Annotated in this window: 23 protein-coding genes; 15 read left to right on the top strand and 8 right to left on the bottom strand. The window is 72.6% G+C overall.

The genetic code is table 11. From position 1 onward, the window contains the following. Positions 1–19: 19 nt before the first annotated feature. The gene (gene hmgA / locus ACZ5Y0_RS17865; protein ID WP_469129608.1) at positions 20–1339 is read right to left on the bottom strand and encodes a homogentisate 1,2-dioxygenase; all 1320 of its coding nucleotides are present in this window, start codon (positions 1337–1339) and stop codon (positions 20–22) included. A 160-nt stretch (positions 1340–1499) separates the two neighbouring features. On the opposite strand from hmgA, the gene ACZ5Y0_RS17860 reads away from it, so the two are divergent. The 10 genes from ACZ5Y0_RS17860 (at position 1500) to ACZ5Y0_RS17815 (ending at position 14152) form a co-directional block, all read left to right on the top strand. Next, positions 1500–2153, top strand: a complete 654-nt coding sequence (locus ACZ5Y0_RS17860) for a hypothetical protein (protein ID WP_469129607.1) — start codon at positions 1500–1502, stop codon at positions 2151–2153. Beyond that, the gene (locus tag ACZ5Y0_RS17855; RefSeq protein WP_469129606.1) at positions 2150–2764 is read left to right on the top strand and encodes a TetR/AcrR family transcriptional regulator; all 615 of its coding nucleotides are present in this window, start codon (positions 2150–2152) and stop codon (positions 2762–2764) included. Before ACZ5Y0_RS17860 ends, ACZ5Y0_RS17855 begins: the two co-directional genes overlap by 4 nt. Before the next feature lie 103 nt (positions 2765–2867). Continuing rightward, on the top strand, positions 2868–5099 hold the full coding sequence (locus ACZ5Y0_RS17850; RefSeq protein WP_469129605.1) for a molybdopterin oxidoreductase family protein: 2232 nt from the start codon (positions 2868–2870) through the stop codon (positions 5097–5099). Positions 5100–5223: 124 nt separating this feature from the next. After that, entirely contained in the window at positions 5224–6654 is a 1431-nt protein-coding gene (locus ACZ5Y0_RS17845; protein WP_469129604.1) for a CitMHS family transporter, read from the top strand. 110 nt (positions 6655–6764) lie between these two features. Then, positions 6765–8042: an MFS transporter gene (locus ACZ5Y0_RS17840; RefSeq protein WP_469129603.1), complete on the top strand. Its 1278-nt coding sequence runs from the start codon at positions 6765–6767 to the stop codon at positions 8040–8042. A 101-nt stretch (positions 8043–8143) separates the two neighbouring features. Beyond that, positions 8144–8722, top strand: a complete 579-nt coding sequence (locus ACZ5Y0_RS17835; protein WP_469129602.1) for a hypothetical protein — start codon at positions 8144–8146, stop codon at positions 8720–8722. Between the two features lie 619 nt (positions 8723–9341). After that, on the top strand, positions 9342–9992 hold the full coding sequence (locus ACZ5Y0_RS17830; protein ID WP_469129601.1) for a class F sortase: 651 nt from the start codon (positions 9342–9344) through the stop codon (positions 9990–9992). A gap of 221 nt (positions 9993–10213) precedes the next feature. After that, positions 10214–11554 carry an ABC transporter ATP-binding protein gene (locus tag ACZ5Y0_RS17825; RefSeq protein ID WP_469129600.1) on the top strand — a complete coding sequence of 447 codons (1341 nt, stop codon included), beginning with the start codon at positions 10214–10216 and terminating at the stop codon, positions 11552–11554. Positions 11555–11672: 118 nt separating this feature from the next. Further along, positions 11673–13061, top strand: coding sequence for an aldehyde dehydrogenase family protein (locus ACZ5Y0_RS17820; protein ID WP_469129599.1), 1389 nt, complete (start codon positions 11673–11675; stop codon positions 13059–13061). Between the two features lie 11 nt (positions 13062–13072). Beyond that, the gene (locus tag ACZ5Y0_RS17815; RefSeq protein ID WP_469129598.1) at positions 13073–14152 is read left to right on the top strand and encodes a Zn-dependent alcohol dehydrogenase; all 1080 of its coding nucleotides are present in this window, start codon (positions 13073–13075) and stop codon (positions 14150–14152) included. Positions 14153–14375: 223 nt separating this feature from the next. Here ACZ5Y0_RS17815 and ACZ5Y0_RS17810 read toward each other — a convergent pair whose 3' ends face one another. From ACZ5Y0_RS17810 to ACZ5Y0_RS17800, 3 genes are all read right to left on the bottom strand, one after another. Beyond that, entirely contained in the window at positions 14376–15314 is a 939-nt protein-coding gene (locus ACZ5Y0_RS17810) for a DMT family transporter (protein ID WP_469129597.1), read from the bottom strand. Between the two features lie 104 nt (positions 15315–15418). Next, entirely contained in the window at positions 15419–16129 is a 711-nt protein-coding gene (locus tag ACZ5Y0_RS17805; RefSeq protein ID WP_469129596.1) for an ArsR/SmtB family transcription factor, read from the bottom strand. Between the two features lie 57 nt (positions 16130–16186). After that, positions 16187–16828, bottom strand: coding sequence for a TetR/AcrR family transcriptional regulator (locus ACZ5Y0_RS17800; protein WP_469129595.1), 642 nt, complete (start codon positions 16826–16828; stop codon positions 16187–16189). 68 nt (positions 16829–16896) lie between these two features. Between ACZ5Y0_RS17800 and ACZ5Y0_RS17795 the strand changes: the two genes are divergently transcribed. The 3 genes from ACZ5Y0_RS17795 to ACZ5Y0_RS17785 all read left to right on the top strand — a co-directional run bounded on the left by ACZ5Y0_RS17795 (position 16897) and on the right by ACZ5Y0_RS17785 (position 19103). After that, on the top strand, positions 16897–18048 hold the full coding sequence (locus tag ACZ5Y0_RS17795; RefSeq protein ID WP_469129594.1) for an acyl-CoA dehydrogenase family protein: 1152 nt from the start codon (positions 16897–16899) through the stop codon (positions 18046–18048). Between the two features lie 59 nt (positions 18049–18107). Further along, positions 18108–18350 carry a YiaA/YiaB family inner membrane protein gene (locus tag ACZ5Y0_RS17790; protein ID WP_469129593.1) on the top strand — a complete coding sequence of 81 codons (243 nt, stop codon included), beginning with the start codon at positions 18108–18110 and terminating at the stop codon, positions 18348–18350. Positions 18351–18476: 126 nt separating this feature from the next. After that, positions 18477–19103: a TetR/AcrR family transcriptional regulator gene (locus ACZ5Y0_RS17785; protein WP_469129592.1), complete on the top strand. Its 627-nt coding sequence runs from the start codon at positions 18477–18479 to the stop codon at positions 19101–19103. Positions 19104–19137: 34 nt separating this feature from the next. On the opposite strand, the gene ACZ5Y0_RS17780 is transcribed toward ACZ5Y0_RS17785, so the two are convergent. Then, the gene (locus ACZ5Y0_RS17780; RefSeq protein WP_469129591.1) at positions 19138–19599 is read right to left on the bottom strand and encodes a MaoC family dehydratase; all 462 of its coding nucleotides are present in this window, start codon (positions 19597–19599) and stop codon (positions 19138–19140) included. A 112-nt stretch (positions 19600–19711) separates the two neighbouring features. Between ACZ5Y0_RS17780 and soxR the strand changes: the two genes are divergently transcribed. Continuing rightward, positions 19712–20227, top strand: a complete 516-nt coding sequence (gene soxR, locus ACZ5Y0_RS17775) for a redox-sensitive transcriptional activator SoxR (protein WP_469129590.1) — start codon at positions 19712–19714, stop codon at positions 20225–20227. Positions 20228–20660: 433 nt separating this feature from the next. Here soxR and ACZ5Y0_RS17770 read toward each other — a convergent pair whose 3' ends face one another. The 3 genes from ACZ5Y0_RS17770 to ACZ5Y0_RS17760 all read right to left on the bottom strand — a co-directional run bounded on the left by ACZ5Y0_RS17770 (position 20661) and on the right by ACZ5Y0_RS17760 (position 23563). After that, the gene (locus tag ACZ5Y0_RS17770; RefSeq protein ID WP_469129589.1) at positions 20661–21728 is read right to left on the bottom strand and encodes an RNA ligase (ATP); all 1068 of its coding nucleotides are present in this window, start codon (positions 21726–21728) and stop codon (positions 20661–20663) included. Between the two features lie 389 nt (positions 21729–22117). Next, positions 22118–22846, bottom strand: coding sequence for a 3-keto-5-aminohexanoate cleavage protein (locus ACZ5Y0_RS17765; protein ID WP_469129588.1), 729 nt, complete (start codon positions 22844–22846; stop codon positions 22118–22120). A 114-nt stretch (positions 22847–22960) separates the two neighbouring features. Then, positions 22961–23563 (bottom strand): hypothetical protein, encoded by a 603-nt coding sequence (locus ACZ5Y0_RS17760; protein WP_469129587.1) that lies wholly within the window; start codon positions 23561–23563, stop codon positions 22961–22963. 233 nt (positions 23564–23796) lie between these two features. On the opposite strand from ACZ5Y0_RS17760, the gene ACZ5Y0_RS17755 reads away from it, so the two are divergent. Then, positions 23797–26583, top strand: a complete 2787-nt coding sequence (locus ACZ5Y0_RS17755; protein WP_469129586.1) for a penicillin acylase family protein — start codon at positions 23797–23799, stop codon at positions 26581–26583. Positions 26584–26806: the final 223 nt, after the last annotated feature.

The following is a 26806-nucleotide window of genomic DNA, read 5'->3' as shown; positions in this document are numbered from 1 at the left end:
CCGTACCTGGCGGGAATCCTCAGTGCAAGGGGCGGAAGTGGCGTTCGAGGCCCGACCACACGTCGTCGTAGCCCTGTTGCAGATGGTCCGCGTCGGCGGCCTGCGGGGTGAGGGCGAGTGGCCACCGCGTCTCGAACATGAACGCCAGCCCGTCGTCGACCTTGTGCGGCACCAGTTCCGCCGCGCTGGCCCGGTCGAACGTCTCCCGGTCCGGGCCGTGCGCCGACATCATGTTGTGCAGCGAGCCGCCGCCCGGCACGAAACCCTCCGCCTTGGCGTCGTAGGCCCCCTCGATCAGACCCATGTACTCGCTCATCACGTTCCGGTGGAAGTACGGCGGCCGGAAGGTGTCCTCGCCCACCAGCCAGCGCGGTGCGAAGACCACGAAGTCCACGCCGGCCAGGCCGGGGGTGTCGGACGGGGACGTCAGCACCGTGAAGATCGACGGGTCCGGGTGGTCGTACGAGATCGTGCCGATGACGTTGAAGCGGCGCAGGTCGTAGACGTACGGGACGTGGTTGCCGTGCCACGCGACGACGTCGAGCGGTGAGTGGTCGTAGGTGGCCGTCCAGAGGTTGCCGCAGTACTTGTTCACCACCTCCACCGGGCCCTCGGCGTCCTCGTACGCGGCGACGGGCGCGCGGAAGTCGCGCGGGTTGGCCAGGCCGTTGGCGCCGATGGGGCCGAGGTCGGGGAGGCGGAAGGGGGCCCCGTAGTTCTCGCACACGTAACCGCGGGCCGTCCCGTCGAGCGGTTCCACCCGGAAACGGACCCCGCGCGGGATCAGCGCCATGTGCCCCGGCTCGGCGTGCAGCAGGCCGAACTCCGTGCGCAGCAGCAGCCCGCCGCGTTCCGGCACGATCAGCAGCTCGCCGTCGGCGTCGCTGAACACCCGCTCCATGGGCGCGTTGGCGTGGTACAGGTGCACGGCCATGCCGGCGCGTTGCGCGGCGTCGCCGTTGCCGCCCAGGGTCCACAGGCCCCGGACGAAGTCCGTTCCCGGCGCGGGGTCGGGCAGGGGATTCCAGCGCAGCCGGTTCGGGTCCGGGACCGTGTCCGAGAAGGGGGCGGTGCGCAGGGCGCCGTTGTCCGCGCGGGTGAACGCGGGATGCGCCGCCGAGGGGCGGATCCGGTACAGCCACGAGCGGCGGTTGTGGGCGCGCGGTTCGGTGAAGGCGGAACCGCTGAGCTGCTCCGCGTACAGGCCGAGGGGGGCGCGCTGAGGGGAGTTGCGGCCCTCCGGCAGGGCGCCGGGCACGGCCTCGGAGGCGTGCTCGTTGCCGAATCCCGTGAGGTACGTGAGTCCCTCCGCCGTCTTGCGTGCGTCCCCGCTGTTCATGCGTGCTCCCTCGACCGCCGATTCCTCTGCATCACCGTAGGATTGCGTTTTCCCGGACGCAAGAGGGACGCGGGTCCTCCTCGCGGAGGACGATCACGGATGGCGAGAACCAGACCACAGGGGGATCCCCGCGTCGTACCGGTGTTCTACGCTCCCGAGCATGTCGTGGACGCGTGGAACCCTGCCCGCGCTCGCGGTCTGTGTCCTGTTGGTGACCGGATCCGCGGGCTGCGGATCCCATGACGCGCCCGCGCCGTCCGGACCGGAGAGCGCGCTCTCGCCCTCGCCCGTCGGCAAGGTGCTCGACGACACGGACGACGACGGGCGCCACTACCGGGAGGTCGGCAGGAAGGGCGCGCCCCAGGTCGGTCTCGAGGTGGAGCCCGACGCCGGGGGCGGCTGGGACGTGCGCCTGAAGCTGCGCGACTTCCGCCTCTCGCCGTCCGGCGCGACGTCGCGGGCGGTCACCGGCCGGGGCATCGCCCGCCTCTTCGTGGACGGCCTGCCCCTCGCCGATCTGCGCGACCCCTCCTACCGCATCCCGGAGGGCTACCTCGCGCACGGCACGCACCAGGTCACCGCACGGTTGTACGCGGACGACGGCACGGTGTGGGCGGTCGACGGGAAGCCGGTGGAGAGCACGGCGGACATCACGGCCTCGGAGCCGGAGCCGGAGCCGGAGCCGGACCCGGGGTCCGGGTCGGACCCCGCGGGCGACGCGGGCTCGTCGTCCCCCTCCGCGCCGAGTGCGCCGGGCGCCTCTCTCCGTACCGGGGGGCGAGCTTCACCGGACCACGGCGGAAAGGCATCATGAAACCCGTGCCCCACGCGACATCGCTCCGTCGCGCGCCCGTGCAGCGGCGCAGCGCCGAACGGCTGACCAGAATCCTCGACGCCTGCGCCGACCTCCTGGACGAGGTCGGCTACGACGCCCTGAGCACCCGTGCCGTCGCCCAGCGCGCCGGCGTCCCCATCGGGTCCGTCTACCGCTTCTTCGGGAACAAGAAGCAGATGGCCGACGCTCTGGCCCAGCGCAACCTGGAGCGTTACGCCGAGCGTGTCACCGAGCGGCTGAAGGGCGCCCGACGAGGAGACTGGCGGGCCGCGATGGACGCCGTGCTCGACGAGTACCTGGCCATGAAGCGCACCGCGCCGGGCTTCTCCCTCGTCGACTTCGGCAACCAGATTCCGGTCGGCTCCCGCGCCGAACCCAACCACCGGGTCGCCGACCGCCTCACCGACCTCCTCTCCGACTATCTCGGCCGCACCCCCGACGAGGACCTGCGCAGAAGCTTCCTGATCGCTGTGGAGACCGCGGACACCCTCGTCCACCTGGCCTTTCGGATGGCGCCGGAGGGCGAGCCGAAGGTCATCGAGGAGACGCGGGAGCTGCTGCGGGCCTACCTGGGGCGCGTGCTGGACTGACCCGCCCCCCGGATCCGCACGGCCAGGGCCTCCCCAGCATGCATACCGGTCGGTATGCTCGCGGGACGAGAGCGCCACAGCCGCCGCCTTCCCAGGAGGACCCGTGTCCCGCACCGCCCTGCGAATCTGCCCCCTGTGCGAGGCCACCTGCGGGCTGACCCTGACCATCGAGGGAACCAGGGTCACCAGCGCCCGCGGCGACCGCGACGACGTGTTCAGCAAGGGGTTCATCTGCCCGAAGGGCGCCTCCTTCGGCGCCGTCGACGGCGACCCCGACCGGCTGCGCGCGCCCCTCGTCCGCCGGGACGGCGAACTGCGGGAGGCCACCTGGACGGAGGCCTTCGACGCCGTCGCCGCCGGGATCCGGCCGGTCGTCGAGCGCCACGGTCCGCACGCGGTCGGCGTCGTCCTCGGCAACCCCAACGTGCACACCATGGCCGGCGCGCTCTACCCGCCGGTGCTGCTCGCCGGGCTCGGCACCCGCAGCCTCTTCACCGCCTCCACGGTCGACCAGATGCCCAAGCACGTCTCCAGCGGACTTCTCTTCGGCGACGCCAACGCCATCCCCGTGCCCGACCTGGACCACACCGACCACCTGCTCCTGATCGGCGCCAACCCCGTGGAATCCAACGGGAGTCTGTGCACCGCCCCCGACTTCCCCGGCAAGCTCAAGGCGCTCAAGGCCCGCGGCGGCACCCTGACCGTCATCGACCCGCGCCGCACCCGCACCGCCGGACTCGCCGACCGGCACATCGCGATCCGACCCGGCACCGACGCCCTGCTGCTCGCGGCGATGACACACGTGCTGTTCGAGGAAGGCCTGGTCGAACTGGGGGAATTGAGCCCGCATGTGCAGGGCGTCGACGAACTGCGCGAAGCCATGGGTGACTTCACCCCGGAGTCCGTGGCGGCCGCCTGCGACGTGGACGCCGTTGTCGTCCGCACCCTCGCCCGCGAACTCGCCGCCGCCCCCACCGCCGCCGTGTACGGCCGCATCGGCAGCTGCACCGTCCCCTACGGCACCCTCGCGAGCTGGCTCGTCGACGTCCTCAACATCCTCACCGGCAACCTCGACCGACCCGGCGGCGCCCTCTTCCCGCAGGCCGCCACGGACCGGACACCCCGGCCGGCCGGCCCCGGCCGGGGCTTCGCGCTCGGACGCTGGCACTCCCGTGTGAGCCGGCACCCCGAGGCCAAGGGCGAACTGCCGCTCTCCGCGCTCGCCGAGGAGATCGACACCGCGACGGACGAGGGCACACCGGTCCGGGCGCTGATCGTCGTGGCCGCCAACCCCGTGCTCTCCGCGCCCGACGGCAACCGGCTCGACAAGGCACTCGACGCGCTCGACTTCATGGTCGGCGTCGACCCGTATCTCAACGAGACCTCGCGGCACGCCGACGTCGTCCTGCCGCCGCCCCCGCCCTCCCAGAGCCCCCACCACGACTTCGCGTTCAACACCCTCGCCGTCCGCAACCAGGTCCGCTACACGCGCCCCGCCGTCCCCCTGGAGCCCGGCAGGATGCCCGAGACCGAGATCCTCGCCCGGCTGACCCTGGCGGTCACCGGGATGCACGGCGCCGACCCCTGCGCCGTCGACGACCTGGTCATCGGCCAGACCCTCGGCAAGGCCGTCGAGGACGCGCACTCACCCGTGCACGGCCGGGACCCCCAGGACCTCGCGGCCCGGCTCGCCGGCCGGAGCGGACCCGAGCGCCGGCTCGACATGATGCTGCGCCTCGGCCCCTACGGCGACGGCTTCGGCGCGCGGCCCGACGGCCTGAACCTGGAGCGGCTGCTCGCCGCTCCGCACGGCATCGACCTCGGGCCGCTGCGGCCGCGCCTGCCGCAGCCGCTGAGGACCGGCAGCGGAAAGATCGAGCTGCTGCCCCAGCCGATCGTCGACGATCTTCCACGTCTGCGGCGGGCGGCGGGCGAGCGTGCCACCGGGCTGGTCCTCGTCGGACGCCGGCACCTGCGGTCCAACAACAGCTGGATGCACAACGTCCCCGCACTCACCGGCGGCACCAACCGCTGCACCGTGCAGGTCCACCCCGAGGACGCCGAGCGGCTCGGGCTGCGCGACGGGGAGCCGGTGCGGGTCAAGGGCGCCGGGGGAGAGGTGACCGCCCCCGCCGAGGTGACCGAGGGCGTGCGCCGGGGTGTCGTGAGCATCCCGCACGGCTGGGGCCACGACCGCCCAGGCACCCGCCTCAGTCATGCCTCCGCCGACCCGGGCGTCAACGTCAACCAGCTCCTCGACGGCAGCCTGCTCGACCCGCTGTCCGGCAACGCCGTCCTCAACGGCGTACCCGTCGAACTCGGCCCAGCGGGCTGACCTGGAGTTTTGCGCTTATTGCTCGCAGGTCAACGTCTTGTTAACACCGTTTGAACGGTCCTAACGTCAACGCACCGCCGACCCTCAGGTGGGATGTTCAAGGGCGAACGTTAGGTATCCATTCATGCTGACCATCCTCGGCTTCGCCATGATCGCGACCTTCCTGGTCCTGATCATGCTGAAGAAGATGTCGCCGATCGCGGCGCTCGTCTTGATCCCGGCACTCTTCTGTGTCTTCGTCGGGAAGGGCGCCAAGCTCGGCGACTACGTCCTCGACGGCGTCACCAGCCTCGCCCCCACCGCGGCGATGCTCATGTTCGCGATCGTCTACTTCGGAGTGATGATCGACGTCGGCCTGTTCGACCCGATCGTGCGGGCCATCCTCAAGTTCTGCAAGGCCGACCCGCTGCGTATCGTCGTCGGCACGGCGATCCTCGCCGCGATCGTCTCGCTCGACGGCGACGGCTCGACCACCTTCATGATCACCGTCTCGGCGATGTACCCGCTGTACAAGCGCCTGAAGATGAGCCTGGTCGTGATGACGGGTGTCGCCGCGATGGCCAACGGCGTGATGAACACGCTGCCCTGGGGCGGCCCCACCGCCCGCGCCGCCACCGCGCTGAAGCTCGACGCGGGCGACATCTTCGTCCCGATGATCCCGGCCCTGGCCGTCGGCCTGCTGGGTGTCTTCGCCCTCTCGTACGTCCTCGGCCGCCGCGAGCGCAAGCGGCTCGGCGTGCTGACGCTGGACGAGGTCCTGGTGGAGGAGAAGGAGACCGAGACGGTGCTCGTGGGCGCCGGAACGGGTGCCGGTGACGGCACCGGAACCGGCCTGAAGGCCGCCCCCGCGGGCGGTGCGGGTTCGGGTACCGACGCCGAGGCGGACGCCGACGAGCCCGAGGACGACGAGCGCCTGGCCGGGCTGGACCCGAACCGCGCCACCCTGCGTCCCAAGCTGTACTGGTTCAACGCGCTGCTCACGGTCACGCTGCTCACCGCCATGATCATGGAGTGGCTGCCGATCCCGGTGCTGTTCCTGCTCGGCGCCGCGCTCGCGCTCACCGTCAACTTCCCGCACATGCCCGACCAGAAGGCCCGCCTCGGCGCGCACGCCGAGAACGTCCTCAACGTCGCCGGGATGGTCTTCGCCGCCGCCGTCTTCACCGGCGTCCTCACCGGTACCGGCATGGTCGACCACATGGCCACCTGGCTGGTGGACAACATCCCCGACGGCATGGGCCCGCACATGGCCTTCGTCACCGGCGTCCTGAGCATCCCGCTCACCTACTTCATGTCGAACGACGGCTTCTACTTCGGCGTCCTGCCCGTCCTCGCCGAGGCCGGCCAGGCGCACGGGGTGTCCTCGCTGGAGATCGCCCGCGCCTCCCTGGTCGGTCAGCCCCTGCACATGTCGAGTCCGCTCGTCCCGGCCGTCTACGTCCTCGTCGGTATGGCCAAGGTCGAGTTCGGCGACCACACCCGGTTCGTCGTGAAGTGGGCGGCCCTGACCAGCCTGGTCATCCTCGCGGCGGGAATGCTGTTCGGCATCATCTGATCCGCGATCAGATGAGAGCAGATCAGATCAGAACTGATCACCTCGGATCGGATCAGGTCGGCTCGGACCGTTGCGCTTCCTTCGTCTCATCCGCTCGGGAGGGAAACACCATGGGGCCCGGTGGGAACCGCGGCTGGCTGCTCCGCCTCGTCATCGCCTTCGGCTTCGCGCAGGGGGCGGTGTCGATGGCCCGGCCCGCCGTCTCCTACCGGGCCCTCGCACTGGGTGCGGACGAGCGGGCGGTCGGCGTCATCGCCGGCGTGTACGCCCTGCTCCCCCTCTTCGCCGCCGTCCCGCTGGGGCGCCGTACCGACCACGGCCGGTGCGCGCCCCTGCTGCCCTTCGGCGTGGTCCTGATAGCCGGCGGCTGCGCGCTGAGCGGCGTCGCGGGTTCCCTGTGGACGATGGCCCTGTGGAGCGGCGTCATGGGCCTCGGCCACCTCTGCTTCGTCATCGGCGCCCAGTCGCTCGTCGCCCGCCAGTCCGCGCCGCACGAACAGGACCGCAACTTCGGCCACTTCACCATCGGCGCCTCCCTCGGCCAGCTGGTCGGCCCGATGTCCGCGGGGGCCCTGATCGGCGGCTCCGACATGGCCGGCACCAGCGCGCGGGCACTGCTCGTCGCCGGAGCGGGCGCCGCGGTGGCGTTCACCTCCCTGTGGCGCACGGAGCACCCGGACACAGCCGCCAGGTCCCGTACGGCGGCGCAGGGCGACCACGTCCCCGTCGTCCGCATCCTGCGCGCCCGGGGCGTGCCCGCGGGCATCCTCGTCAGTCTCTCCGTGCTGTCCGCGACCGACATCCTCACCGCCTATCTGCCGGTGGTCGGCGAGCACCGGGGCATCGCCCCGTCCGTGATCGGCCTGCTGCTGAGTCTGCGGGCCGCGGCCACCATCGCCTGCCGCCTGGTCCTCACGCCCCTGCTGCGGCTGCTCGGGAGGACCACGCTGCTCACCGTGACCTGTCTGGCGGCGGCCCTGCTGTGCGCCGGGCTCGCGCTGCCCGTGCCCGTGGGGGCGCTGGCGGTGATGCTCGCGGCGCTCGGCTTCTGTCTCGGGGTCGGGCAGCCGCTGTCCATGACGACCGTCGTCCAGGCCGCGCCCGACGGGGTCCGCTCCACGGCCCTCGCGCTGCGGCTGACGGGCAACCGCCTCGGCCAGGTCGCCGCGCCGGCCGCGGCGGGCCTGGTCGCAGGTGTGGCGGGCGTGGCGGCGCCGTTCGTGATGCTGGGCGGGCTGTTGCTGCTGTCGTCGGTGGTGGCGCTGCGCTCGCCGGAGCGCGCGGCGCACGGCGGTGGCGCCCCGCGGGCCGGAGCCGAGGCCGAGGGTGGGGGTGGGGGCGGAGTCCGGCGAACCGGGTCGCCGTTGGGCCGTAAGAGCGATATCTGAGGCGCCGTGCGCGGTGCTTCCGTGCACCGCGGGGCGTTATATGACATCCAGTCAGGTGCAAGCCGATTTGTATGAAAATCATCTGACTCGGAGGTTCTCTGATGCCGACCTCGTCCCGTCCACGCAGGGTGGCCACGCTGACGGCTCTCGCCGCCGGTGGAGCCGTTCTCCTCGGAGCACCGGCCGCGGTCGCGGCCCCCGGGGACAACGGAGACGTCAAGGTGCACACGGTGGGCACCGCCGTCAACGCGCAGGCCAACCAGCCCAAGGTCTGCCGGTTCTACCTCGACGCCTTCAACTTCGATGTCGCCCAGGGAATCAACTGGACCATCGCGCCGCAGTCCGCGCAGGCCGGCACCACCGCCACTCTCTCCGGCGTGGTCACCCTCGCCAACGGCGCCGGCGTCACGGAGAACCTGCTGCTGCCCACCGGTCAGTACAAGCTGACCTGGACCGTCGTCGGCGGCAACGGAGCGGGCAAGCAAAAGGTCTTCAGGGTCGACTGCCCGAACCGGCCGGGCGGCCCCGGCGGCCCCAACGGCGGCCCGCCGGCCGGCGGCGGCGGTCTGGCCCGCGACGCCGCGTTCACGCCGGTCGCCGGTGCCGCGGCGGTGGGAGTGGCCGCGGTCGGCGGAGCGGCATGGTTCCGGCTGCGCCGCCGCTCGCATGGCGCCGCGTAGGCGGATCCGCAGACCCTGGTACCGGACGCGCGCCTACCGCCTGACGAGGACGGCCGCCCTGGCCGTCACGCTGGTGACAGGCGCCGTCTGGTGGGGCCAGGCCGAGGAGCCTTCCGGCACGGCGGTCTCCACCGCCCCTGCGGGCTCCTCGAGGGGCTCCGCGGCCGGCTCCGCCGGATCGACGGGCGAGGCAGGGGATGTCCGGGGTCCCGGCCGGCAGGCGTCTTCGCGGTCCGTCCCGGCGCACAGACCCGGTCAGGGACAGCCCGGGTCAGGATCGGAGCAACCCCGGTACGGAACCGGCCTGTCGGGGCCGGCGCGGCCGCCGCAGGGCGCGCCGTCGTCCGGGTCCTCGCGGTCCAGGTCGGGGTCGCACCCGGCGAAGCCGCGGCCGGGAGCGCTTGCGGCCCGCTCGGGGCCGCCGCGTCGCGGGACGCCGTCGGCAGGCACCGGAGAGATCCCGCCGGGGACGGCGCCGGTGCGCGCGCGAAAGCCCGCGCCGGGGGCGTCGGCGGCCCGTGCTCGACAGTCCCTGCCGGGGGAGTCCCCGTCACGTCCGAGGCCGACCCGGCCGCTCCCGTCGGCGTCCGCAGTGGTGCCCGCGCCGGGCAAGGCGCCCGTGCCGGGCAACACGCCGGCGCTGGGCAGAGCGGGCCTGACGGGCAAGGCGCCCGTGCCGAGCAGGGCGGGCGCGTCCCACCTCCGTCCCGCCGCGCCGCGCCCCGGTGCCGCGGGCGGCCCCCAGGCGGCCAAGCCCCGCCCTCGTCCCACCCCCGAGGGTCCCCGCGTCCTCCCCCGCTCGCGCGCGATCCGCCTGGCGATCCCGTTCCTCAGCCTCGACGCCCCGGTCATGGACCTCCACCTGGACGGCAGGCGCAGGCTGCCCGCGCCCCCGGAGGACGACCCCGAACTGGTGGGCTGGTACGCGGACGGCCCGTCCCCGGGGGGACCGGGCACCGCCGTCGCCGTCGGCCACCTCGACACCGACACCGGACCGGCCGTCTTCTCGGGCCTGTCCGAACTCACGCCCGGGCGCCGCATCGAGGTCCGCCGGGCCGACGGGCACACCGCCGTCTACAGGGTCGACCGGATCAAGGACTACGACAAGGCCCGCTTCCCCGACCAGGAGGTGTACGGCTACCGGGGCCGTCCCGAACTGCGGCTCATCACCTGCGGCGGCACCTTCGACCGCGAAACCGGCTACTCGGGCAACCTGGTGGTCTTCGCCCACCTGACCCAGATCCGGGGCCCGGCCGGTCCGGCACGCTGAGTCGGACCGGCCGGCGGCGAGCGGGTTCCCGCCCCGTGGAGCCACGGATCTGGCCGGTTCCCTTCCCCGGGCGCGCACAGTCCGTTAACTTCCGTGACTCACAGCCTCGTTCGACCCGTCGGAGGCTGTCGAGCACACGCGCCGAGGAACCGCCCGGCGCTCGTACCGTCCTTGCGCGGGACGGGCGGCGGGCGGGTCCGTGAGCCCCGGGGACTCCTCTCATGACACGCGCCATCTCCCTGCACGACGTCAGCAAGGCCTACCACGCGGGCACCGTGCGCGTGGTGGACCGGTTGTCGCTGGACATCGCGCCCGGCGAATTCCTCGTGCTGCTCGGACCCTCCGGCTGCGGCAAGTCCACCGTGCTGCGGATGATCGCCGGGCTGGAGCAGATCACCGAGGGGCAGTTGCTGCTCGACGGCGAGTACGCCAACGATCTGCCGCCGTCCGGCCGGAACATCGCGATGGTCTTCCAGAACTTCGCGCTCTACCCGACCATGACGGGCCGCGACAACATCGGGTTCCCGCTGCGCATCGAGTCCCCCAGCGCCGACCCGAGTCCTCGCGTGGACGCCACCGCGAGGATGCTCGGCATCGAGGACCTCCTGGACCGCTACCCCGGCCGGCTCTCCGGCGGGGAGCGCCAGCGTGTCGCCATGGGCCGGGCCATCGCCCGCCACCCGTCCGCCTTCCTGATGGACGAACCGCTGTCCAACCTCGACGCCAAGCTCCGTAACCGGCTGCGGGCCGAAATAGCCTCCCTGACCCGAAAGCTGGGCGTGACGACGGTGTACGTCACGCACGACCAGGCCGAGGCCATGTCCCTCGGCGACCGGGTGGCGGTCCTGCGCGGTGGTGTCCTCCAGCAGATCGACACGCCCCGCTCGGTCTACGCCCTGCCCCGCAACATCTTCGTGGCCGCGTTCATCGGCACCCCGCGCATCAATCTGCTGCGCGGAGTGGTCCGTGCCCCGCTCGACGGGGCGATGACGATCAGCCTCGGCAAGCAGGCCCTGCGGCTGCCCGAACCGCTCTGCCTGGACCACAAGTTGCTGCGGGTGCAGCAGGGCCGTGAGGTGATCGTCGGCCTGCGCTCGGAGGCCGTCCGCATCGGCGGCCTCGCCGAGGCGCGTCCCGGCGAGACGCACATCACCGGCCTGGTGGAGCATGTGGAGTTCCAGGGCCACGAGGTGCTCGTGCACTTCAACACCGGCTCGCGCCCCGCTGTCGTACCGGATCTGGAGGCGCCGCGTCAGCCGGTGCGGCCGAGCCGGCGGCGCCGGCGGGAGGCCGGGGTGCTGGACCGGCTCCGGCGGCGGGCGGGCAGTCGGCGGGCCGGGCCGGTCGTGGTGCTGGACGAGCCCGAGGAACAGCCCTCCGCGGTGGCCTCCCCGGACGGCCGCCAGCCCGGCGACCTGGTCGTGCGGACCACCCCCGACTTCGACCTGCGGTACGGCATGCAGGTCCCGCTCCTCGTCGACCTCGCCCACCTGTTCGTCTTCGACCAGCACGGCCGGCGGATCTGTCCGGCCCCGGACCGGCTGCCGGACCTCGACGAGTGACACCCGCGGCGGGCCGCCGTGCCGGAGTGGGGCGCCGTACGGCGGACGCCCCTGGTGCCGGAAAACTATCGGCGCTAGTTTAGTGCGCGGAGGACGACGACCGCCCGGAGGGAACGCGATGAAGGCACACGACGGCATCTATCTCGACGGCGCCTGGTGCCCCGCCGCCGGCCAGGACGTGATCGAGGTGGTGAACCCGGCGGACGAACAGGTCATCGGCCGGATCCCGGCGGCCGGACCCGAGGACGTCGACGTGGCGGTACGGGCCGCCCGTGCCGCCCTCCCGGCGTGGGCGGCGACGGCGCCCGCCGAGCGCGCCGCGCGCCTGGGCGCCCTCCGGGACGTGCTGGCGGCCCGCAAGGAGGAGATCGCCGAGACCGTCACCGCCGAACTCGGCTCGCCGCCGGGCTTCTCGCAGGCGGTCCACGCGGCCGTACCGATCGCGGTCGCCGGCTCCTACGCCGAACTGGCCGCCACCCACTCCTTCGTGGAGAAGGTCGGCAACTCGATCGTCCACCACGAGCCGGTCGGCGTGGTCGGTGCCATCACCCCCTGGAACTACCCGCTGCACCAGATCGTCGCCAAGGTCGCCCCGGCGCTCGCCGCCGGCTGCACGGTCGTACTGAAGCCCGCCGAGGACACCCCGCTCGTCGCGCAACTCTTCGCCGAGGCCGTCCACGAGGCGGGCGTCCCGGCCGGTGTCTTCAACCTCGTCACAGGCCTCGGCCCGGTCGCCGGACAGGCCCTCGCCGAGCACCCCGGCGTCGACCTGGTCTCCTTCACGGGCTCCACCGCCGTGGGGAAGCGGATCGCCGCGACCGCCGGTGCCGCGATCAAGAAGGTGGCCCTCGAACTCGGCGGCAAGTCCGCCAACGTCATCCTCCCCAGCGCCGACCTCGCCCGCGCGGTCAACGTCGGCGTCGCCAACGTCATGTCCAACTCCGGCCAGACGTGCAGCGCCTGGACCCGGATGCTGGTCCACCGCGACCAGTACGACGAGGCCGTGGAACTGGCCGCGGCCGCCGCCGCCAAGTACGGCGACCGCATCGGCCCGGTCGTCAACGCCAAGCAGCAGGCGCGGGTGCGCGGCTACATCGAGCAGGGCGTCGCGGAGGGCGCGCGACTGGTCGCGGGAGGCACCGAAACCCCGCACGAGCGGGGCTGGTTCGTCAGCCCGACCGTGTTCGCCGACGTCACCCCGGAGATGACGATCGCCCAGGAGGAGATCTTCGGCCCCGTCCTGTCGATCCTTCGCTACGAGGACGAGGAGGACGCCCTGCGGATCGCCAACGGCACCGTCTACGGCCTGGCCGGCGCCGTCTGGGCCGGCGAGGAGGCGGAGGCGGTGGCCTTCGCCCGCCGGATGGACACCGGGCAGGTCGACATCAACGGTGGCCGCTTCAATCCCCTCGCCCCCTTCGGCGGATACAAGCAGTCGGGCGTCGGCCGGGAACTCGGCACGCACGGTCTCGCCGAGTACCTCCAGACCAAGTCCCTTCAGTTCTGAGGAGCTTCCCCGTGGTACGTGCCGCCGTCCTCCCCGCCGTGGGCGCCCCGCTGGAGATCACCGAGATCGAGCTGCCCGATCCCGGACCGGGCCGGGTCCGGGTCCGGCTCGCCGCTGCCGGGGTCTGCCACTCCGACCTGTCCCTGTCCGACGGCACCATGCGCGTCCCCGTACCGGCCGTCCTCGGCCACGAGGGGGCGGGCACCGTCGTGTCCGTCGGCGAGGGCGTCGCCGACCTCGCGCCGGGTGACGGCGTGGTCCTCAACTGGGCGCCTTCCTGCGGTGGTTGTCACGCCTGCTCGCTCGGCGAGGTCTGGCTGTGCGCCAACGCGCTCAGCGGCTCCGCGGACGTGTACGCCCGCACGGCCGACGGCACCGACCTCCATCCCGGCCTGAACGTCGCCGCGTTCGCCGAGGAGACCGTGGTCCCCGCCTCCTGCACCCTTCCCCTGCCCGACGGCATCCCGCTGACCGACGCGGCCCTCCTCGGCTGCGCGGTCCTCACCGGCTACGGCGCCGTCCACCACAGCGCGCAGGTCCGCCCCGGTGAGACGGTGGCCGTGTTCGGCGTCGGCGGGGTCGGCCTCGCCACCCTCCAGGCGGCCCGGATCGCGGGCGCCTCGGCGATCGTCGCCGTCGACGTCTCCCCGGAGAAGGAGGGGCTGGCCCGCGCGGCGGGCGCCACCGAGTACGTCGTCGCGTCCGAGAACACCGCCCGCGAGATCCGCGCCCTCACCGGACGACAGGGCGTCGACGTCGCCGTGGAGTGCGTGGGCCGGGCGGTCACCATCCGCACCGCGTGGGAGTCCACCCGCCGCGGCGGCCGCACCACCGTCGTCGGCATCGGCGGCAAGGACCAGCAGGTCACCTTCAACGCCCTGGAACTCTTCCACTGGGGCCGCACCCTCTCCGGCTGCGTCTACGGCAACTCGGATCCCGCCCGCGACCTCCCGGTACTGGCCGAACACGTCCGCGCCGGCCGCCTGGACCTCAGCTCCCTGGTCACGGAACACATCGCCCTGGAGGACATCCCGACCGCCTTCGAGAACATGCTCGCGGGCAAGGGAGGCCGGGCGCTGATCATCTTCTGACCCCCCTGGTGCACCACCCCCTCCCGGCCGGCGGCCCGGGGACCTCGTCGACCCGCGGCGGCCCCGGACTCTCCGGGCCGCGGCCCCGTGACTCCGGCACAAGGCCGTCTCGGGCCGCGGCCCTGCCGACCGGGCGCTTCGGGGCGGTCCGGGTTCGGGGCCCGGCCGCGGCGGTCTCTCTCCCCCGGGCACGCGGTCCCGGACCTGCACTCGCTCGGCCCCGTCACCTCGGCGCCTCGCTCTCCTCGGGGCGTAGCTCCTCCGCCGCCGCGGCTCGCCCCCGCGACCGGGACACCGCCACCCCCGCCAGGCACAGCGCCCCGCCCGCCAGGGTGAGCGCTCCCGGTACCTCGCCCAGGGCCAGCCATGACATCAGCACCACCAGTGAGGGCACGGCGTACGTCGTCGCGCCCATGCGTCCGGCCGTGGTCCGGGCCAGCGCGTACGCCCACGTGGTGAAGGCCAGCGCGGTCGGGAACACGCCCAGGTAGACCATGTTGAGCGTGGCCGACAGCGGCGCGTCGGCGGCCTCGCCGACCAGCTGCCCGGCGAAGGGCAGGCACAGCACCGCACCGACCAGGCATCCGAACGTCGTGACCTGCAAGGCACTGGCCCGCCCCAGCGCCGGCTTCTGTGCCACGACGCCACCGGCGTAGGCGACGGCGGCCAGCAGGCACAGCACCACCCCGAGCAGCGAGGAGCCGCCCCCGCCCGACATCGACAGCCCGACCGTGACCGCGCCCGCGAACGACACCGCCATCCCGGCCAGCAGCCGCGGCGGCAGCCGGTCGCCGAGGAACCGCGCGCCGAGCAGGGCGATGAGCAGTGGACCGATGTTCACGACCAGGGCCGCCGTCCCGGCGTCCACCTCCTGTTCGCCCCAGTTCAGCGCCACCATGTAGAAGCCGAACCACAGCACCCCCGACACCGCGATCCCGCGCCAGGCGGTCCGCGGCGGCAGCCCCTCCCGCCGTACGAGACAGATCGCCCCCAGGGTCAGGGCACCGGCCAGCAGCCGGCCGAGGGCCAGCGCGCCGGGGGAGTACGCGGTGCCGGCACTGCGGATCGACACGAACGCGGAGGCCCACAGCACGACGGTGACCGAGGCCGCACCGGCGGCGAGCAGTTCCGTACGACGCTCCGGGCGGCGGGCGGTGTTCATCGAGCTCCTGAGGCTGGGAAGTCGGGGGAGGGGCGCTCGCGGATCTCCGGCGAACCCGCCGGCGTCCGCGGACGGTGGGTACGGGCGCTGTACGGCGGGGCGGCTCACCGCAGGCCCGCCGCGTCGATGCCGAGAAACTCGCCCAGCGCCCGCTCACCGGTCGCCGTCACCCGCACCGCCCGCTCGGAGCCGATGCGTTCGCACCACCCCGTGTCGAGGGCGTGCCGGCACAGGGCCGCGCCCGCGGCCCCGGCGAGGTGCGGGCGGCGCTCGGTCCAGTCGAGGCAGGCGCGGGCCAGCGGACGGCGGCCCCCGCGGTCCAGGGCGATGCCGGTGTCCGCGAACCACCCGAGCCCCGCCTCCGTCAGCGCGAACCCGGTGTCCTGGACGAGCAGCCCGCGGGCGGTCAGGGCGTCGGTGACGGCGGTGCCCAGCCGCCCGGCGAAATGGTCGTAGCAGGTCCGGGCGCGTGCCATGGCGGACCCGGCGCTCGACTCGCGCAGGGTTCGGGGGCGTACGGTGTCGGCCGGGGCGACCTGGGCGGCGAGGTCCTCCACGAGCTGGGCGACCCCTGCGTCGGCGAGCCGTACGTACCGGTGGCGGCCCTGCCGTTCCTCGGTGAGCATCCCGCCGGCGACGAGTCTGCCGAGGTGCTCACTCAGCGTCGAGGCGGCGACGCCCGCGTGCCGGGCCAGCTCGCCCGCGGTCCAGGCCCGGCCGTCGAGCAGCGCCAGCAGGCACGCGGCACGTGTCTCGTCGGCGATCAGGCCGGCAAGGCGGGCGAGCAGCGGTGCGCGGGGATCCCTCGTGGTCATGGCTCCCAGCATGGGACACGGACGGTTCGGCGGGCACCGAAGTGTCCGCGGCGACACTCACGCCGTGCGCCCCAGCCGCTCGTACTGCTGCGCCAGCCCGTCCAACAGGGCGGCGAGGCCCGTCTCGAAGGCCCGCTCGTCGACCTTCTCCTGCTGCTCGGCCAGCAGATGCGCCTGTCCGAGGTGCGGATAGTCGGCCGGGTCGTAGGCGCTCTCGTCGTCCACGAAGCCACCGGCGAAGGAGCCGAGCGCGGAGCCCATGATGAAGTACCGCATCAGCGCACCGATCGAGGTGGCCTGCGCGGGCGGCCAGCCGGCCGCGACCATCGCGCCGTAGACCGCGTCCGCGAGCCGCAGTGCGGCCGGGCGGCGGCCGGGGCCGCGGGCGAGGACCGGGACGATGTTCGGGTGGTCGCGCAGGGCGGCCCGGTAGGAGACCGCCCAGTCGTGCAGCGCGGTCCGCCACTGCCGGCCGTCCTCGAACACCGACAGGTCGACCTGGGCGCTCACCGAGTCGGCGACCGCCTCCAGGATCTCGTCCTTGGTGCGGAAGTGGTTGTACAGCGACGGCCCGCTGACGCCGAGTTCGGCGGCGAGCCGTCGGGTGGAGAGCGCCGCGAGACCCTCCGCGTCCACGAGCGCGCGGGCCGTCTCGACGATGCGGTCGGTGTTCAGCAAGGGCTTGCGCGGTCGGGCCATGGCGCACATAGTAGGGCTGCGAACAAGAAACTAGCAGTGCTAATTTAACCTCCGTGGGGTGACGCGTCATGCATCTGGGGCTCAGTGAGGAGCAGGAGGCCGTACGGCGGCTCGCCAGGGACTTCGTGGACCGCGAGATCACCCCGCACGCCGTGGCCTGGGACCGCGCCGAGGAGGTCGACCGGTCCATCGTGAAGAAGCTCGGTGAGGTCGGCTTCCTGGGCCTGACGATCGACGAGGAGTACGGCGGCTCCGGCGGCGACCATCTCGCGTACTGCCTCGTCACGGAGGAACTGGGCCGCGGCGACTCCTCCGTGCGCGGCATCGTCTCCGTCTCCCTGGGCCTGGTCGCCAAGACCGTCGCGGCCTGGGGGGACGAGGAGCAGAAGCGCCGGTGGCTGCCGGGGCTGACCTCCGGCGCGTACGTCGGCTGCTTCGGCCTCACCGAGCCCGGCACCGGCTCCGACGCCGGGAACCTCACCACCCGCGCCGTCCGCGACGGCGACGACTACGTCATCAGCGGCACCAAGATGTTCATCACGAACGGCACCTGGGCCGACGTCGTGCTGCTCTTCGCCCGCTCCACGGACGCCCCCGGCCACAAGGGCGTCTCCGCCTTCCTCGTGCCCGCCGACACCCCGGGACTGACCCGCCGCACCCTCCACGGCAAGCTCGGTCTGCGCGGCCAGGCCACCGCCGAACTGGTGCTGGAGGACGTCCGGGTGCCCGCGTCCGCACTGCTCGGCACGGAGGGAAAGGGGTTCTCCGTCGCGATGTCCGCCCTGGCCAAGGGCCGGATGTCGGTCGCGGCGGGCTGCGTGGGCATAGCCCAGGCCGCGCTGGACGCGGCCGTGCGGTACGCCGGGGAGCGCGAGCAGTTCGGGAAGAGCATCGCCCACCACCAGCTCGTCCAGGAACTGATCAGCGACATCGCGGTCGACGTCGACGCCGCCCGCCTGCTGACCTGGCGGGTCGCGGATCTCGTCGACCGCGGGCTGCCCTTCGCGGTCGAGTCCTCCAAGGCCAAACTCTTCGCCTCGGAGGCGGCCGTCCGGGCCGCCAACAACGCCCTCCAGGTCTATGGCGGCTACGGCTACATCGACGAGTACCCGGCGGGCAAGCTGCTGCGCGACGCCCGCGTGATGACCCTGTACGAGGGCACGAGCCAGATCCAGAAACTGGTGATCGGGCGGGCGCTGACGGGGGTCTCGGCCTTCTGAGTACGTCCTGAGTAGCCGGACGGATGTGGCGCGGGCCTCACCGGGCGGATCCTTCTCCCATGAGCGACACACCGGTCAAGCAGAACACCGCCGCCTTCTACGGCCAGGCGGTCGCGTCCTTCGCCGTCGCCATGGCGGCGACCGCCATCGGCATCTACCGGCTGCACGCCGACTCCTGGGTGCGCGCCTTCCTCGGCATCGCCGTCCTGTACCTCGTCACGTCCGCCTTCACCCTGGCCAAGGTGATCAGGGACCGGCAGGACGTCGCGGCCCGGGTCTACAGCCCCTTCGAGAAGCTCTAGAACACCTTGGACAGGCCCTGAAAGCCCTTCGGGGCGGCCGACGCCGCGCCCTGAACGGGCACTCTAAGCGGGCGCTCACCTTCGGCGGTATGGTGGAGCTCCGGTACCGAGAGGGGCGAACGAGCGATGAGTACGGCGGAGGAGACGGCCGGCGGCGAGATCGAGCCGTGGGAAGAGGTCACCCCTGACGCGGCACGGCGACTGCTCGTCGCCGCCGTGGAGGCCTTCGCCGAGCGCGGCTACCACGCGACGACGACCCGTGACATCGCGGGTCGCGCCGGGATGAGCCCGGCCGCGCTCTACATCCACTACAAGACCAAGGAAGAGCTGCTCCACCGGATCAGCCGGATCGGCCACGACCGGGCGCTGGACATCCTGCGCACGGCCGCGCGCGGCGAGGGCAGTGCGACGGACCGGCTCGCGGAGGCCGTCAGCTCCTTCGTCCGCTGGCACGCGGGCCGGCGCACCACCGCGCGGGTCGTCCAGTACGAACTGGACGCTCTCGGCCCGGACGCCCGCGCCGAGATCCTGGCCCTGCGCCGGCAGGTCGACGGCGAGGTGCGCGGGATCATCGAGGAGGGCGTGGCGAGCGGCGAGTTCGACGTCATCGACGTGCACGGGACGACCCTCGCGGTTCTGTCCCTGTGCATCGACGTGGCCCGCTGGTTCAACGTGGACGGTCCGCGCACGCCCGACGAGGTCGGCGCGCTGTACGCCGACCTCGTGCTGCGGATGGTGGGGGCGGCGAAGTAGCCGGGCGGCGGCCCGCCGCTCGGACGGGGGACGTTCAGAGGTAGTAGCGGGACACCGACTCCGCCACGCACACCGGCTTGTCCCCGCCCTCGCGCTCCACGGTGAACGCGACGGTGACCTGGACGCCTCCGCTGACGTCGTCGACGGCGGAGATGGCAGCGGTGGCGCGCAGCCGCGAGCCGACCGGAACGGGCGCGGGGAAACGGACCTTGTTCGTCCCGTAGTTGACGCCCATCTTGACGCCCTCCACCGCGATCAGCTGGGGGCCGAACAGCGGCAGCAGCGACAGGGTCAGATAGCCGTGCGCGATCGTGGTCCCGAACGGGCCCGAGGCCGCGCGCTCGGGGTCCACATGGATCCACTGGTGGTCGCCGGTGGCCTCCGCGAACAGATCGATCCGCTTCTGGTCGACCTCCAGCCAGTCGGTGTGTCCCAGCTGCTCACCCACCGCCGCCCTCAGCTCGTCGGGGGACGTGAAGATCCTCGGCTCTGCCATCTCTGCGGCCTCTCTCGCGCTCACGGAATGCCTAAGCAACTGCTTAGCATGGTGTGCCCGGGGAGTCATGTCAACGGATCGGGTGTCCGGCGGGATGGGTAGGCTCCGAGGGGTGCCGAAGATTCCAGAGACGATCCAAGAACTCACGGTCGGCCAGGTCGCCGCCCGCAGCGGCGCCGCCGTCTCCGCCCTGCACTTCTACGAGTCCAAGGGCCTGATCAGCAGCCGGCGCACCCCGGGCAACCAGCGCCGCTACACCCGCGACACGCTCCGCCGGGTCGCCTTCGTCCGCGCCGCACAGCGCGTCGGCATCCCCCTGGCCACGATCCGGGAGGCCCTCGCCCAACTCCCCGAGGAGCGCACCCCGACCCGCGAGGACTGGGCCCGCCTCTCGGAGACCTGGCGAGCCGAACTCGACGAACGCATCAAGCAGCTCAACCGCCTCCGCGACCACCTCACCGACTGCATCGGCTGCGGCTGCCTCTCCCTCGACTCCTGCGTTCTCTCCAACCCGAACGACACCACCGGCGACCGCATCACGGGCTCCCGTCTCCTGGCGGAACGCGAATCCCCGTCCCCCAGGGGTCCCCGCTCCGCTCCGCCCCCGACAAAAGACCGCTGCGCCTGACAACCGGGCGGGGCCCCGGCGGGCCCCGCCCGGCCTGCGGCCGGCCTTTCCGCCCTCGCCCTGCGGCTGCCCGTTCTTCAGTCAGTCTGCGGATGGTCGAGCCCTGCGGGCCCGGCTGGTGCGGCCACCCGCCGGCCCCTGTTGCGGCCACCCGCGGCAACCCCCCGCTGCGCCCACCCGCCGAGCCTCCTGGCCCGCGCCACCCTCCGGCCGACACGCACGGCCCGCCGTCCGGCTGCGGGCACGCGTGGCGCCCGGGGAGGCGGGCCCGGCGCACCCGGCGGAGGCGCCGGTGCCGCACCGACACGTCGGTGCGGCGCCCCACCGACACGTCGGCGCGGAGGCGGAGCCCCGCCCGGGCGAAGGCACGGGTGGGGGGCGCCCCGGAAGCGCCGGGACCACCCGCGCCGGGCACCAGCCGACCCGTGAGCCCTTACTCGTACTCCGTCCCTCCCTTCCGCGTCAGATATCCCGCGCTCACCGCCTTGGCGATGGCCCGGCCCCCGGTCACCGGGCTGTACCTCTCCACGGCCGGCCGTATCACCACCCCCTCCCGCAGATGCAGCCCCCGCCCCGACACGGTCTCCCGCCCACCGGCCAGCTCCAGCACCCGCGCACGGTCATACGGTCCCTCGAACAGCCGTGGAACCAGCGGAAGTTCACCCCGCAGTACGGACTCCGCGTCCAGCCACCGCACCACACCCCCGATCTCGGCGGACACGTCGAACACCGCGTAGCCGAGGGTGTCCCGCCGTCCGTCGGCGCCGTACGTCAGGTCCTGCACGCCCGCGCCGTACACCTCCCCGAAGATGCCGACCCGCCGTGCGCCCAGCCGCTCGGCGAGACGGGCCGCCGCCACGGCGACGCCATGGCCGCGAACGGCCCGCCAGTACAGGTTCCGCGGGTCCTCCTTCAACGCCAGCGACTTCGAGCCGAAGCCCTTCGAGGTGACGTACACCCGCTCCTCGTCGGCGACATACGTCATCAGGCACGCCGACCCGTGCAGCTTCTCGGTGAGGACCACCGGCTCGCCGGGCGGGAAGATGTCGGGGTACCGCTGGATGTTCTCGATGTCGACCCAGGGCAGCAGGTCCGGCGCCGGCTCCACCTCCCCGTTCATCGTGGGAGGGATCGGCGGCACCCACTTGACGATGCCGAGCCGCTCCGCGAAGTCGGTCCCCTCCCGTGCCGCCCGCGCGAGGTCGACGTCCGCCAGTGCCTTCGGCCGGCAGACGATCCCCTGCGACAGCTCGCCCCGCAGCCGTACCGCCTTGACCCGGTCCGCGTTGCCGCCGGCCAGCCGCCCGGTGAGCCCCAGCTCCTCGATCAGCTCGGCCGGCAGCACGGACTGCTCGGGGATGTACACGGCCGCCTCTCCCGTGCGGTAGGCACCCTTGGCGACGACCGCCCGGTACAGGCCGACCTGGGCCAGTTCGAGGGCGTCGGCGTGGGGGTGCTCATGGACGGTCAGCACTTCGGCGGTGACGCGCAGCGTCGACATGCGGGGCTCCTCCAGAACCTCAGGGGTGTCTCATCACCCCCAACTGTCCTTGCGGGAAAGCACTGGAGCGAGCGAATTGCCGCTGGTAGCGTCACCCCCCTCGGCCGGCGGCGACGCCGTGCACGAAGTCATGACGGGACGAACTCCCCTACCAGGACCCCCTTGCCGTGGCCCGCGCGGTGATCGGCACGGCCTTCCACGGCCTCGTCCGCCCGGACGAGGCCGGTCGGAGCCGTGAGTACGTCGGAGGCGAGGCGCCGTTCCCCCATGGGGACGGTGCGGACGAGGCCGTCCTCGCCGCTCGGCACCGGACATGGCGCGCCGAGCCCCGTGCCCGTCCGCGCGAGGGCGGCGGCCCCGGCCTCGCCTCCCGCCCCGCTCGCCCTGCCCTACGGCGATCGCCGGGCGCACCCGTACTGGTGCAACCCCTCGGTCACCAACTGGGCGTTGGACAGCGCCCGCCGTCCGTCCGGCAGGACGAGCGTGTCCTCCAGGCCGATCCGGGTGGCGAGTCCGAGCCGCCCGGCCAGCCGCAGCACCGGCCAGGTCCCGCCCTCCTCCCCGTGCAGCAGTACGGGCAGGCCGTGGACGGGACCGAGGTCCGCCAGCAGGGCCCGCGCCGACTCGCGCGCGGTGCCCGGTTCCGGGTCGGTCACCTCGGCGAGCACCCGCAACACCCGAGGTGCGAGGGGCGAGACGGCGAACCGCGCCGCCCCGTCCGTCCCGGACCAGATGCCGGCCTCGACCCCGACCCCCCTGGCGATCAGCTCTGCTGCCACCTCCTCCGCCCCGGACTCGTGCCAGTTGACAGAGGCGTGGTCGGGCAGCACCGTCCAGCCGCGCACGCTGGCGAGCCTCGCCGCCGGGTCGGGTTCCGCCCAGGCGCCCGTGGTCACCCCGACCGGCACCGGCACCCGCCGCCGTATCGCGTCGACGGTGGCCTCGACCGCGCCCGGGGACAGACTGTCCCGCCCGCACGGTGCCTTGGGATGGACATGCACCTCCGTGGCCCCGGCCGCGACGGCCCGCGCCGCGGACTCGGCCAGTGCTTCCGGCGACAGCGGCACCACCACGCCGTCGGCGGCTTCCCGCGACCCGTTCAGACAGACCTGCACCATGATTCCGATGATGCCACCCGCCCCTGACACCAGTTCGAACAGGGTGAAACCCGGTAAGAAACAGGGGTGCGGCATCCCCGGCGCACCCCCGCCGTCCCCTCGGTCCCTGAGCGGTCAGGCCGACACGAGCAGCCGTCCGCGCCTGGCGTACGCCAGTGCCTCCGACGTGAGCACGGGGCGCGGGACGAGTATCCCGCAGTCCGCGCAGACCGGTCCCGCCGACGGTTCGTGGTCCAGGTCGTCCCTCCACAGGAGCCGCTCGCCGTCGCACACCGGGCAGGTGGAGCCCGGTTCGCGCTCCAGCGCGGCGATCAGTCTGCGCAGCACCTCGGCCAGCGGTTCACGGGGGTGGACCCGAGGGTCGTCGCACCAGGCCACGCCGAATCCGCCCCAGGTCATCCGGTGCCAGTCGTCCACGCTGCCCGGCCGGCGCAGCCCGTCGTGCTTCTCCTTCCTGCGGCGGTCGGCGAACTCGACCTCGTACGCCAGCCACACCGCCCGCGCCTCCTCCAGCTCGTCCAGTGCGGCCACGAGCCGCGCCGGATCGGGAGAGCGGTCCTCGGGACCGAACCCGGCACGCGAGCACAGATGGTCCCAGGTCGCCCTGTGCCCGTAGGGGGCGAACCGTTCAAGGCACTTGCGGAGCGAGTACCGCCGCAGTGCCAGATCGCACCGCGGGTCGCGCACCTGTCTCGCCAGACTCCGGAAACCGGCCATCGCCTTGCACCTCCGTCACATCTGCACCTGTACTTCGGTCACTTCGGCGTCGTCGTACGGACGTCCCCGAATAGACGTAGCGACACGCGATTCGGCTCCCTTCCCGCTCGATCCGTTCTCCGATGCCGTCCCTGAGCCCCATGAGGCGACCCGAAGAAGTGACGCATGTTCATCTTCAATCGCGGGGATACCGGCGGTAACTTCTCCGCCACCCCCGTCGCTAGGAGTTGCCGATGTCACGGCGAACCTCCCGCACCGCACTCGACAGACTGAGAACTCCCGGCAGAATCCCCGGGTTCCTGAAGAACGCATCCGTATGCGCCCTCATTGCCGGAGTTTTGTCGCCTCTTTCCCCGACGGCCGCAGCGGCCGAGGTCAGAGCCGCGAACGACTACTGCGGCAACCAGTGTTCCGACATCCTGCCGCCCGGCCAGAACGGCAACGCCACGCTGGCCCAGATCCTGCTCAACCAGGCCTTCGGCACCCAGCCCGCGCACGCCGAGGACCAGCTCGGCCCGTACGCCAACCTGGCCAAGGGCTACGCGACGCTCACCGACTCCACGATCAACACGTTCTTCAACGACGCGTCCTTCGGGGTCCCCGCCGATCAAGTCGCCTCCACCGTCAAGCCCGCGGGCCGCGGCGACGTCACGATCGTGCGCGACAAGAAGACGGGCATACCGCACATCACCGGTACGACCAGATACGGCACCGAGTTCGGCGCCGGTTACGCGGCCGCCGAGGACCGGCTGTGGCTCATGGACGTCTTCCGGCACGTCGGCCGGGGCCGGCTCACCTCCTTCGCGGGCGGTGACCCCTCCAACCAGGGCCTGGAACAGCAGTTCTGGCGCCACGCCCCCTATTCCGAGGCGGACCTCCAGGCGCAGATCGACAACGCGATCGCCGCCAACGGCGCCCGGGGGCAGCGGGCACTGGCCGACGCCAACGCCTATCTGGCCGGCATCAACGCCTACATCGACGCCTCCGACAGAGGCCGTTACTTCCCCGGTGAATACGTCCTGACGGGCCACAAGGACTCCGTCACCAACGCGGGAACCATCGCCCACTTCAAGATCACCGACCTGGTGGCGCTCGGCTCGGTCGTCGGCGCCCTCTTCGGCTCCGGGGGCGGCGGGGAGGTCCACAACGCGATGTCGCTGCTCGCCGCGCAGGAGAAGTACGGCGTCGAACAGGGCACCGCGGTCTGGGAGTCCTTCCGCGAGCGCAACGACCCCGAGGCCGTCATGACCCTCCACGACGGCAAGAGCTTCCCCTACGCCGTCAAGCCCGAGGATGCGCGGGGCGAGGCACTGCCCGACCCCGGCTCGGTGGTCGAGGAACCCCTGGTTCACGACCGTACGGGCAGCGCCGTCGGCACGAGCGCCACCGGTGCCTCCGCCGCCGCCGCCAGGACCGCCATGACCTCCGCCAGGCGGGGCATGTCCAACGCCCTCGTGGTGAGCGGCGATCACACGGCGAGCGGCCACCCCGTCGCCGTGTTCGGCCCGCAGACCGGCTACTTCGCCCCGCAGCTCCTGCTGCTCCAGGAACTCCAGGGCCCCGGCATCAGCGCCCGCGGCGCCTCCTTCGCCGGCCTCAGCATGTACGTCGAGCTGGGGCGCGGTCAGGACTACGCGTGGAGCGCCACCACCTCAGGTCAGGACATCATCGACACCTACGCCGTCGAGCTGTGCCAGGACGACTTCCACTACCTCCACCGCGGCACCTGCACGCCGATGGAGAAGATCGAGCAGAAGAACGCCTGGAAGCCGACCACGGCCGACGGCACCCCGGCCGGCTCGTACACGATGCGCGTCTGGCGCACCGCGTACGGCCCGGTCGAGTACCGCGCGACTGTCGGCGGCAAGAAGGTCGCCTACACCACCCTGCGCTCGTCGTTCCTGCACGAGGCCGATTCCATCATCGGCTTCCAGATGCTGAACGACCCGGACTACGTCACCGGACCGCAGTCCTTCCAGAGCGCGGTGCAGCACATCAACTACACCTTCAACTGGTTCTACGCCGACTCCGAGCACACCGCCTACTACAACAGCGGCGACAACCCGGTGCGGGCGAGCGGCGTCGACGCCGAGTTCCCGGTCTGGGCGCAGCCGGCCTACGAGTGGCGGAACTGGGATCCCGCGACCAACACGGCCGCCTACACCCCGGCTTCGGCCCACCCCAACTCCGTCGACCAGGACTACTACGTCTCCTGGAACAACAAGCAGGCCAAGGACTACGCGACCGCGCCGTGGGGCAACGGCTCCGTGCACCGCGGCAACCTGCTGGAGGACCGGGTGAAGAAGCTGGTCAATGCCGGTGGCGTCACCCGCGCGTCGCTGACCGGGGCGATGGCGGAGGCGGCCCTCGCCGACCTGCGTGCCCAGGACGTCCTGCCCGACCTGCTCAAGGTGATCGGCACGTCCCCGGTCACCGACGCCACGGCCTCGGCCGCGGTCGCCAAGCTCCGGACCTGGCTGGCGGCGGGCGGGAGACGTACGGAGACCACGGCCGGTTCGAAGACGTACGCCGACGCGGACGCCATCCGTGTCCTCGACGCCTGGTGGCCGCTGCTGGTGAAGGCGCAGTTCGAACCCGGTCTCGGCACCGCGCTGTACACCGCCATGACGGACAACCTCCCCATCGACGAGAGCCCGTCGTCCGCGCACGGCCCGACCGGCGCCCATGCCGGAAGTTCCTTCCAGTACGGCTGGTGGAGCTATGTCGACAAGGACATCCGGGCGGTGCTCGGTGAGCCGGTGCGGGGCGCGCTGGGCCGCGAGTACTGCGGCGGCGGCACCCTCAGCGCCTGCCGCGACATCCTCCTGAGCACCCTGAAGGAGGCGGCCGGCCGGACCGCGGCCCAGGTGTACCCCGGCGACACGCTGTGCGCGGCGGGCAACCAGTGGTGCGCCGACTCGATCGTCCAGCGCACCCTCGGCGGCATCAAGCACGGCAACATCAGCTGGCAGAACCGGCCCACCTACCAGCAGGTCGTGGAGTTCACCTCCCACCGGTGACCACGGCCGACCTGCGGTGACCGCGGCCGACCTGCGGTGACCGCGGCCGACCTGCGGTGACCGCGGCCGACCGACCGGCGGTCACCGCCGCGGCCGGCCGCGGCCCTCGGTGGACGCGGCCCGCCGCCAGTACCACTCGCCCAGTCCGGGGTGCCCGGTGTCGCCGTGTGCCCCGGACGCCGGACCGCCCCGCCGGACCATCGCCGACGCGTCCGCGTCCACG

Source organism: Streptomyces sp. NPDC033216, assembly GCF_055577115.1.
The sequence above is the reverse complement of the archived record's forward strand: the minus strand, read 5'-3'. Positions and strand labels throughout refer to the sequence as shown.

What these genes read in the sequence shown, in the direction of transcription:
- ACZ5Y0_RS17780 (WP_469129591.1), bottom strand. Translation starts at nt 19,599, where the DNA reads ATGGCAGAGCCGAGGATCTTCACGTCCCCCGACGAGCTGAGGGCGGCG.
- hmgA (WP_469129608.1), bottom strand. Translation starts at nt 1,339, where the DNA reads ATGAACAGCGGGGACGCACGCAAGACGGCGGAGGGACTCACGTACCTC.
- ACZ5Y0_RS17805 (WP_469129596.1), bottom strand. Translation starts at nt 16,129, where the DNA reads ATGACCACGAGGGATCCCCGCGCACCGCTGCTCGCCCGCCTTGCCGGC.
- ACZ5Y0_RS17860 (WP_469129607.1), top strand. Translation starts at nt 1,500, where the DNA reads ATGTCGTGGACGCGTGGAACCCTGCCCGCGCTCGCGGTCTGTGTCCTG.
- ACZ5Y0_RS17790 (WP_469129593.1), top strand. Translation starts at nt 18,108, where the DNA reads ATGAGCGACACACCGGTCAAGCAGAACACCGCCGCCTTCTACGGCCAG.
- ACZ5Y0_RS17845 (WP_469129604.1), top strand. Translation starts at nt 5,224, where the DNA reads ATGCTGACCATCCTCGGCTTCGCCATGATCGCGACCTTCCTGGTCCTG.
- ACZ5Y0_RS17810 (WP_469129597.1), bottom strand. Translation starts at nt 15,314, where the DNA reads ATGAACACCGCCCGCCGCCCGGAGCGTCGTACGGAACTGCTCGCCGCC.
- ACZ5Y0_RS17795 (WP_469129594.1), top strand. Translation starts at nt 16,897, where the DNA reads ATGCATCTGGGGCTCAGTGAGGAGCAGGAGGCCGTACGGCGGCTCGCC.
- ACZ5Y0_RS17755 (WP_469129586.1), top strand. Translation starts at nt 23,797, where the DNA reads ATGTCACGGCGAACCTCCCGCACCGCACTCGACAGACTGAGAACTCCC.
- ACZ5Y0_RS17765 (WP_469129588.1), bottom strand. Translation starts at nt 22,846, where the DNA reads ATGGTGCAGGTCTGTCTGAACGGGTCGCGGGAAGCCGCCGACGGCGTG.
- ACZ5Y0_RS17800 (WP_469129595.1), bottom strand. Translation starts at nt 16,828, where the DNA reads ATGGCCCGACCGCGCAAGCCCTTGCTGAACACCGACCGCATCGTCGAG.
- ACZ5Y0_RS17770 (WP_469129589.1), bottom strand. Translation starts at nt 21,728, where the DNA reads ATGTCGACGCTGCGCGTCACCGCCGAAGTGCTGACCGTCCATGAGCAC.
- ACZ5Y0_RS17825 (WP_469129600.1), top strand. Translation starts at nt 10,214, where the DNA reads ATGACACGCGCCATCTCCCTGCACGACGTCAGCAAGGCCTACCACGCG.
- ACZ5Y0_RS17835 (WP_469129602.1), top strand. Translation starts at nt 8,144, where the DNA reads ATGCCGACCTCGTCCCGTCCACGCAGGGTGGCCACGCTGACGGCTCTC.
- ACZ5Y0_RS17760 (WP_469129587.1), bottom strand. Translation starts at nt 23,563, where the DNA reads ATGGCCGGTTTCCGGAGTCTGGCGAGACAGGTGCGCGACCCGCGGTGC.
- ACZ5Y0_RS17855 (WP_469129606.1), top strand. Translation starts at nt 2,150, where the DNA reads ATGAAACCCGTGCCCCACGCGACATCGCTCCGTCGCGCGCCCGTGCAG.
- ACZ5Y0_RS17840 (WP_469129603.1), top strand. Translation starts at nt 6,765, where the DNA reads ATGGGGCCCGGTGGGAACCGCGGCTGGCTGCTCCGCCTCGTCATCGCC.
- ACZ5Y0_RS17820 (WP_469129599.1), top strand. Translation starts at nt 11,673, where the DNA reads ATGAAGGCACACGACGGCATCTATCTCGACGGCGCCTGGTGCCCCGCC.
- ACZ5Y0_RS17785 (WP_469129592.1), top strand. Translation starts at nt 18,477, where the DNA reads ATGAGTACGGCGGAGGAGACGGCCGGCGGCGAGATCGAGCCGTGGGAA.